The sequence below is a fragment of the Methylosinus sp. Sm6 genome, assembly GCF_019802345.1.
In the GTDB taxonomy this organism is placed as follows: Bacteria; Pseudomonadota; Alphaproteobacteria; order Rhizobiales; family Beijerinckiaceae; genus Methylosinus.
Genome location: NZ_JAINDZ010000098.1, coordinates 1 through 2,404, shown reverse-complemented (window position 1 = coordinate 2,404; position 2,404 = coordinate 1). Strand labels below are relative to the sequence as shown.

The 2,404-nt window shown below is 64.6% G+C and carries 3 protein-coding genes; all 3 read right to left on the bottom strand.

What is annotated here, in order from left to right; genetic code table 11:
• Positions 1-234: 234 nt before the first annotated feature.
• From K3F48_RS23575 to K3F48_RS23565, 3 genes are read right to left on the bottom strand one after another with little or no spacing between them, the layout of a single operon-like run.
• Positions 235-537 (bottom strand): phage tail assembly protein, encoded by a 303-nt coding sequence (locus K3F48_RS23575; protein ID WP_222577877.1) that lies wholly within the window; start codon positions 535-537, stop codon positions 235-237.
• A 12-nt stretch (positions 538-549) separates the two neighbouring features.
• Positions 550-1,059, bottom strand: a complete 510-nt coding sequence (locus K3F48_RS23570; RefSeq protein ID WP_222577876.1) for a phage major tail tube protein — start codon at positions 1,057-1,059, stop codon at positions 550-552.
• Positions 1,060-1,069: 10 nt separating this feature from the next.
• Positions 1,070-2,296, bottom strand: a complete 1,227-nt coding sequence (locus K3F48_RS23565; protein ID WP_222577875.1) for a phage tail sheath subtilisin-like domain-containing protein — start codon at positions 2,294-2,296, stop codon at positions 1,070-1,072.
• Between the last annotated feature and the right edge of the window lie 108 nt (positions 2,297-2,404).

The window sequence follows — 2,404 nt, the reverse complement described above, 5'->3', positions numbered from 1 at the left end:
TCGAGCTTTTCCAGCTCGCTCTCGACGGCGCGGATCGGTCCTGTCGCCTGATCGACGAGGCGCAGGATCATCTCGACCAGCATGCTCATGCGAGCCTCACCGTCGCGTAGATGCGCTTCAGATGCGCGATGGCCCGCCTATGAAGCCGCAGGATCGAGGGCATGGGCAGGCCGAGCGTTTCGGCCCGCGAATAGCAAAAGGCGAGCCCGATATCATCGAGCACGTCGTCGATGTTTACCGGGCATCGCCCAAAAAAGCGCTCGCCTTAGCGACGATCCTCGCGGTGTCCGTGCCATGCATGGCGCTCAAAACGAGCTTGTCGAGCGGCGCGCCATCGGCGTTCTGCAGCAGCCCGACGGCGAAGTCGACGAGCGACGGCCGCGGCGATCCCTCATAAAAGCGCATGACATCGACGCCGGCCGGCACGCGCAGCGCGACCCCTGAATAGGTCACGCCTTTGAGCGTGAAGGGGTGGGCGATCGGAATCGTCTCCACGCCCCATTTTTCGCCATTGTCGAGATTGACGGGCGTTTCCATTTACTCCTCCTGTCAGAAGCCCAGCGCGGCGCGCACGGCAATATAGGGGTCTTGGCCCCCGACCGCGTAGACGTTGTTCTGGATGTCGATGTCCCAGATCACGACGCCGTCGATCGTGAGCTTGATCGAGCTCGGCGCCGCTTTGAATTTGAGCATCGCCTTCTTGCCGGCCTCCCAGTCGCCGGGATCGCATTCGACGATCTCTCCGCGCATCTGACAGACGGACTCGTGCTTGCTGTTCTGGTCGCCGTCCATATAGCCGCGGATGGCGAAAGGGATGTCCTTCGCGCCGCTGAAGAGACGGCCGAGCGCCAGCACCTGCGGATCGAATGCGGAAAGATCGGCGGAAAACTCGAACGGCTCATAGCCGAGCGACACCTTCCGCGGCGCCAGCATGCCGCCTCCGCGAAAGTCCTCCTGCTTTTTTTTGAGCTTGGGCATTGAGCATTTCTCGCCGCTGCCGGCCTTCCCGAAACCGTCCGTGTAGACCTCGAACGCCTGAATGATGTAGTCGAGCTGCATCGCCGCCTCCTCACGCCGTCTGCGAGATCATCGACGACAGGCTGCTGGTGAGATCATCGTAATAATCAGCGTTGCGCTGCGCCTTGTAGATGATGTGCTCCATCGGCGCGGGCGCCTCCGGATCGATGCGCCAGACAAAGACGCCATTGCGCATCTGCGCCGGCGAATTGTCTTCCGGATCCAGCCAGCAGCGGCCGCCGAGCAAGAAGCCCTCGCTCTTTCCGAACCGAAAGAACGCATTGGCGCGCTCGGTCATGTCGAGCATCAGCTGCATCGACGCCGGCTTATCGACCGCCCAGAGCGTCGCCTCGTCGAGCGCCTCATAAACCGCATCCTCGATCGTGCGCACGACCTCGAACACCCAATTCGCATCGTCCGCCGTGGTGCGATTGCCCCAGCGGCGCCAGCCGCCATATTGGCCGCCGCTCGCCGCGCCCATATTGACGATCGTCGCGATGCGGTGTTCGTTGAGGATATTCGCCTCGCAGTCGGGGTCACCGCTCGCCCAGTCGACGGGCGTCGAGACGCCGCCGATCGACTGCAGCGCGAAATTAGACGGCGAGAACCAAAAGCCGTTGTCGCGATGCACGCGCGCGGTGAGGCCGGCGAAGGCGGCGTCCGCCGGGCGCGTCACATAGGACGAGCTCGCGGGGTCCCAGCCGAGAATATTGGGGTAGATCGGCGTCAGCCGCGCGCTCGACCAATCCTCGCGCCATTGGATCGCGTCCGCGACCGATGTCGAGGGCGTCGAGGCGTAGACGCGCCCGCGCAGCCGCGCCGCCACAGCGATCATCGCCGCCACTACCGGATTGGAGGCGCTGCTCGGCCGCGCCGATGTATAGCCTGGCGCGATGATCGTGCGCGGCTGCACGCCGAGATGCGAGCGCGCGCCCAGCGCCGCATAGACGCCCGTCTTCGCGGCCAGCGAGCCGATGATATTCGTCATCGTCGCCTCGGCGGAAGCTCCTTCGACGACGCGCGTGACGATCGCCGCGCCGCCGCCCTCAGCGTAGAAATCGCGCACGGCGGCCGCCAGCGTGCCTGTGGCGCCGAGCAGCGCCGCCTTTTGCGGCGAGGAGGACAGCAGCACCGGCTCATTGGGCGGGAAGGCGTCCGCATCCGCCATCGGCGCCGTGCCGACGATATTGGCCACCGCCATCTTGTTGATGCTGACGGCCTGATCGCCGGAGGCGATCTCGATAACCTCGACGCCGTGCAGATATTGGCTTGCGGCCATTTTGAAGCTCCCTTCGAAGGCGGTTCAAAATGCCGTCTCGCGCGGGAGCGCGGGAGGGAGACAGCTGTCTCCCTCACCCGTGAATGGCGCAGATATATCCGGCGCGAG

What these genes read in the sequence shown, in the direction of transcription:
- K3F48_RS23570 (WP_222577876.1), bottom strand. Translation starts at nt 1,059, where the DNA reads ATGCAGCTCGACTACATCATTCAGGCGTTCGAGGTCTACACGGACGGT.
- K3F48_RS23575 (WP_222577877.1), bottom strand. Translation starts at nt 537, where the DNA reads ATGGAAACGCCCGTCAATCTCGACAATGGCGAAAAATGGGGCGTGGAG.
- K3F48_RS23565 (WP_222577875.1), bottom strand. Translation starts at nt 2,296, where the DNA reads ATGGCCGCAAGCCAATATCTGCACGGCGTCGAGGTTATCGAGATCGCC.